Below are 5,850 nucleotides of genomic sequence, written 5' to 3' on the forward strand. Positions count from 1 at the left end.
TATTATATATCATTTTTGCGAAGATGGCAATTAAGAACCCGTTCTCAAATATCCTCTTCCCATTCTTCTACGGAAATCTTCTTTCTATGGAAAATATCATAAATAACCGGTACGACAAATAGTGTCAGACATGTTCCGTAAATCATACCGCCAATGGTTACGATCGCCATCGGCTGCACCATATCACTTCCCTCGCCGAGTCCGAGAGCCATTGTTGACATGGCAAGGATCGTTGTCAGTGCTGTCATAAGGATCGGCCGCATACGTGTCCGTCCTGTCTCAACAAGGGCCTCCGTCTTATCTTTTCCTTCCAGACGGAGCTGATTTGTATAATCAATGAAAACAATACCATTGTTGACGATAATGCCGCAAAGCATAACAAATCCGACCATCGCAATAACACTGAGCACATTGCCTGTAAATAACAGTCCAAGAAATCCTCCTGTAAAGGCTAAAGGTACTGTAAACATAACAATAAAAGGTGATAAGAGCGACTGGAACTGGGCTACCATGATCAGATACATAATGACAATGCCGAGTCCCAAAAGCTGAAGAAGCTGACCCATGGCTTCATTGATCGTCTCAGTTTCTCCTGAATATTCTACCGAATATCCCTCCGGAAGTTTCACCTCTTCAACCGCTTTTTTAAATTCTTCTGCCACAAGCGTCGTATTGTGCTGGTCATCCACACTGCAGGATACGGAAATATAACGCTGCTGATTGTCATGACTGATCGACGAAAGACCGGAATGGCCCGATATTTCCGCAATATCCGACAGGATGATCTTTTCCTCTTCTCCCGCCTGATTTGTGGCTGTCAGCCGGATATCCTTTAAAGCCTCTTTTGTCATACCCGAATTTGCATCATCCGACACATAAATTTTATACTCATCGCTGTCCGTAGACAATGTCGCCATGGAAGACGGAGCTGCCACAAGGGCCGATATCTGCTGATAGATCTGTGCAACTGTCAGGTTATGGAGCATTGCCTTATCTTTATTGACGGTGATGCGAAGTTCCGGTGACGGATTTTCCTGTCCGTCAGACACCTCTGCCGTGCCCTCAATATTTCTCAATATATCTGCATAGTCTGAGGCAATTTCCTGAAGTGTATCCAGGTTCTTCCCTTTGATCATCACGCTGATTCCTGAACCTCCGAGAGCAGACATATCCATCGTGGAGCCGCTGGCCGTCACTTCGCATTCCATATCTGAAGTCGATTTTTCAATCTCGGCTGCCACCTGATTGCTCGTCATCTTCCGGTCATCCTTCAAAATGACATACATGGAGATCATATCCGTCCGGGTTTCTCCCATGGAAGACATCATGCTGAGACCGGACCCAAGCATTGCACCCACTTCTTCCACGTCTTCCATCGCCTGTATCCGCATCATGATCTCGTCTGAAACGGCCACAGCCTCGTCAAAGGTTGTCTCTTCATCCATCTGCACACTGACTGAAATCTGAGATGAATCCGTTGTTCCCATAAATTCCATACCTTTTGACAGGATTCCTGTCACACTGACAACTAAAAGTCCGCATACGGTGATAAGAAATACCGCTTTATGACACAATGCCCACCGAAGTGCCCTCTCATACCGATCCAGTATCCGGTTTAAAAATGGTGTCGGCTTCTCTGTGCTGTTCTTCATCATTTTTGAAGAGAACATCGGAACAACAGTCACCGCCACGACAAGACTGGCCAGAAGCGAATAGGCGATTGTCAGAACCAGATCCACGAAAAGCTGTTTGGTAATACCGTCTGTAAATATGATCGGCACCCAGATACAGATCGTTGTCAATGTGGAAGCGATGATGGCTCCCATGACCTGTTTAGCTCCCATAACCGCCGCTTTTTTTACCGGCATGCCTTCGCTTCTTAATCTGTAAATATTTTCAATAACAACAATAGAGTTATCAACCAGCATACCGACACCAAGTGCCAGTCCCGAGAGGGAAATAATGTTAATCGAAACACCGGTAAAATACATCAGGTTGATGGCAAATAATACACTGATCGGAATGGATATGGCAACGATCAGCGTCGGTTTTACATCCTTCAGGAAAAGGAAAAGAATAATAATCGCAAGTATCGCACCCAATATAAGATTGTGAAGTACAGATTCAATGACAAGATCAATATAAATTCCCTGATCCATCAAGGCTGTCATATGAACACCGTAGACATCCATCTTGTCCGATTTCATATAGGCACGCAGCCGTTTTGCCACATCTGCGGTGGAGTAGCCGTTCTGCTTTTCAATAGACACTAAAATTGCCGGTGAACCGTTCATCTTCGCATAAACTTCTGAACTGTTATCCACAATGGCAATATCCGCCACATCTTTCAGATAAATTTTCCCAAGATCCTGTTCAGACAGATCCATGAGAATAATGTTTTCAATCTCTTCCAGACTGTTGAATTTATCTCCAACGCGGATCATATAATCCTTGCCTTCCTCTGTAATATAACCGGCCGGCATGGAAAAGTTCTGAGCTGTAAGAATGCCCTTCACCATATCCGCCGTCAGTATTTTTTTCAGGTCTGAATTTTCCAGTGTGGTATCCTTCGTTGAATCTAACTGGGTCTGGGCCTGATCAAGCTGGGCCTCTCCAAGGGCCATCTGAGTCTGGGCTCCGCTCATCTCAATCGTTGCCAAAGCTTTGTTTTTACTCAGCTCGGCTTCTGCTTCGGAAAGAGATTTCTGACCGGAAGCTACCTGGGCCTCTGCCTGGGCAATTGCTGCTTTTGCCTCTGTAATGGCCGCTCTTCCCTCTGTAATTTTACTGCGTATCGCCTCCAAAGGTTCACCAAGACATGAAACAGCGGCTTTTAACACAGCCACCTCTGCCAGCTGCTTGTCCACTTCCTGTGACGCTGTCTCAAATTCGGCAATCGAAATATCCAGCTGAGCAATCTCACTCTCAATGGCCGCATATTCTTCCGTATCCTGTTTGCCTTCTTCTATGAGTGCCGCTTTTTGTCCTTCAAGACTCGCCTTTTTCTCGTTAAGCAGACTAATCTGCGATGTATATTCAGCTTTAAGAGCTTTTAATCCTTCCTCTTTTTCTAAAAGACGGTTATACTCTGCCTCTGCCTGAGCGAGGGCAGCCTCCATCTGAGCAATCTGAGCTTCCTTCTCTTCCAGCTGGGCTTTTCGTATAGCCAGCTCATTCTGGCCTTTTTGAAGTTCCGTCCGGGCATCACTCATCTGCTGCTCTGCGCTCGCCATCTGACTGGCAGCGGTCTGCTTGCCGTTTTCAAGCTGAGTTTTTCCATCCTCAATCGCTTCTCTGGCCGAATCAATTTCACTCTGGGCCTCATCAAATTTATCATTGATCTTATCCCCAAGCTTTTTATTCAGCTCATCAATTCTCTTTTCATCAAGCACGACCTGAACCGATGACTCAATAAGCCCGGAAGCGGTTACAGAAGCTACACCGTCAATCCGCTTTAAATCCGAACTGATCTTCTCTTCATAAAGACTGCTGACTTCCTCCGGAGTCATTCCCTCACCGGAAAGCGCCGCCATCATGACCGGCATCATATCCGGATTCAGTTTCAAAATAATCGGAGTTCCCACTTCATCCGGCCAATAGGCACTGATCATATCAAGACTCTCCCGCATCTCAATCGTCACAGAATCCATATTCGCCGCTGTATTAAACTCAAGAATAACCAGCGAATAATTTTCACTGGATGTGGAACTGATCTGCTTTATATTACTCACCGTCGCCATCGACGCTTCCACAGGTTCTGTCACTATCATCTCAACCTGTTCGGGGCTGGCTCCCTGATAGGTCGTCATGACAATCGCATAGGGAAAATTCATACTCGGCAGCAGATCCGTTGATAACTTTGTAAACGAAACAAAACCAAGTATCAAAACAATCACAATGCCTACCACAACCGTGTAGGGTTTTTTAACACTGAATTTTGGCAAATTAATCCTCCTAACGAACAGCTTCTTCGATCATACGCACAGCCCCTTCGATGCCAAATTTTGAGCTTGAAATTGACATGTCATAGGAACCGCATCTTCCCCATTTGCTGTCGCTGTAATAATTATGATAGTCTGCCCGCCGCTTATCCATTTTGTTCATAAGATTTTCTGCCTTTTTATGGTCTACGCCCTGACGTTTCATGATCCGTTCGATTCTATCTTCTTTATCCGCATGAATAAAAACAGACAAAACCTCTTCATGATTTTCCAGTACAGACTCGGCACATCGTCCGATAAAAATACAGGAGCCCTCAAAAGCCAGTTTTTTGATCGTCCGGCTCTGCATATAAAAAAGGCTGTCATTTGTGAGGTAATCTGTCGCCGCCGTCATCATGGTATCTGCTGTCGGATTACCCATACAAAAAGCATTCCATATCCAGCTGTTGCGTCTTTCATCCGCATTTTCAAACAGGGATTCTGTAAGACCCGAATCGATCGCCGCCTGTTTTAAAAGCACTTTGTCATAGCAGGGTATCCCGAGCTTTTCAGCAAGTTTTTCGCCGATCTCTCGTCCGCCGCTGCCATATTCTCTTCCGATACAAATAATCTTTTTTTCTGTCATGCCTACCGCCTCTTTCTTACATACTTAACAATATTTTTCAGCCCACTTACCTTTTAGATAAAAGAAAACAGACATAATTGCTGCAATTGTCCACCCGATCGGCCAGGACATCCATATGCCTGTTGCCTGAAAAAATGCAGACAAAATATACGAGATCAGCACTCTCAAAATTAAATCTGTAAATGTGGCTGCCATAAATTCCCGGATTGCCCCTGCTCCGCGAAGCAGACCATCGACAAGCAGTTTTATGGAAATAACAAAATAGAAAGGTGATACAATTCTAAGAAATGTGACACCGGTTTCCAAAGCTACCACAGATGCATCACCGCTCATAAACAATTGTACCATATTCTTCCCAAAAATAAAGAAGGCAGCAAAAAAAGGCAGAGCCACAATCAGTCCCATTTTTATTCCCGCACCCAATCCTTTTCTTGTTCTCTCAACCTTTCCGGCACCCAGATTCTGGGCAGTAAAGCTGGAAACCGCATTTCCCATGGTAGAAAAACATGTGATCGTAAACGTATTCAGTTTAATAGCCGCCGAATAACCGGCAATAACAGAAGATCCGAAAGAATTGACAAGACTCTGTATAAATATATTTCCAACGGATACAAAACTCTGCTGAAGAATGCTCGGTATGGCAATTCCGCTGATCTTCTTAAGCATCTGCCACGAAAAAATCTGACATGGCTGTGATGTTTCAATCCCTTTTATACGTCCCATCAACGTGATCAATGCTAAAATACATGCCACACCCTGTGCAATAAATGTGGCCCATGCCACACCTGCGACTCCCCATTTTAAGACGGCCACGAAAATCGTATCCAAAAGAATATTTCCGAGAGAAGATCCTATCAGGAAATAAAGCGGTGTTTTTGAATCTCCGAGAGATGTAAATATTCCTGTTGCCACATTATATAAAAATAAAAAAAGAAAACCGGCAACATAGATTCTCAGATAGAGTGCACCGTCCTCAAATATATCTGACGGTGTATGTATCATTTTCATCAATGTTTCTGTACCAAGCAGTCCGAAGATCATCAACAGAACAGACAGCACAAAAGAGGACAGCATTGTCGTAAAAATAGCTGTCTTCATCTTTCCGTATTCTTTTGCTCCGAAAAACTGGGATATGACGACTGCACATCCGATATTACTTCCCACGGCAATCGCCATGAAAATCATCGTTATAGGGTAAGAAGCTCCTACCGCTGCCAGTGCATTCTCTCCTGCAAATTTTCCCGCAATCACACTGTCGGCAATATTATAAAGCTGCTGAAAAAT

The 5,850-nt window shown here is 44.4% G+C and carries 3 protein-coding genes; all 3 read right to left on the minus strand.

What is annotated here, in order from left to right; all coding sequences use genetic code 11:
* Positions 1-44: 44 nt before the first annotated feature.
* The gene (locus QZZ35_RS08425) at positions 45-3,944 is read right to left on the minus strand and encodes an efflux RND transporter permease subunit (protein WP_291236997.1); all 3,900 of its coding nucleotides are present in this window, start codon (positions 3,942-3,944) and stop codon (positions 45-47) included.
* Between the two features lie 10 nt (positions 3,945-3,954).
* On the minus strand, positions 3,955-4,566 hold the full coding sequence (locus tag QZZ35_RS08430; protein ID WP_291236998.1) for a cytidylate kinase-like family protein: 612 nt from the start codon (positions 4,564-4,566) through the stop codon (positions 3,955-3,957).
* Between the two features lie 24 nt (positions 4,567-4,590).
* Positions 4,591-5,850 (minus strand): MATE family efflux transporter (locus QZZ35_RS08435; RefSeq protein WP_291236999.1); only part of this gene is annotated, 1,260 nt, incomplete at its 5' end.

It is taken from the genome of Frisingicoccus sp., from assembly GCA_016298055.1.
Lineage (GTDB): Bacteria > Bacillota > Clostridia > Lachnospirales > Lachnospiraceae > Frisingicoccus.

Coding starts and splice junctions, on each gene's coding strand:
- QZZ35_RS08430 (WP_291236998.1), bottom strand. CDS start 4,566: ATGACAGAAAAAAAGATTATTTGTATCGGAAGAGAATATGGCAGCGGC.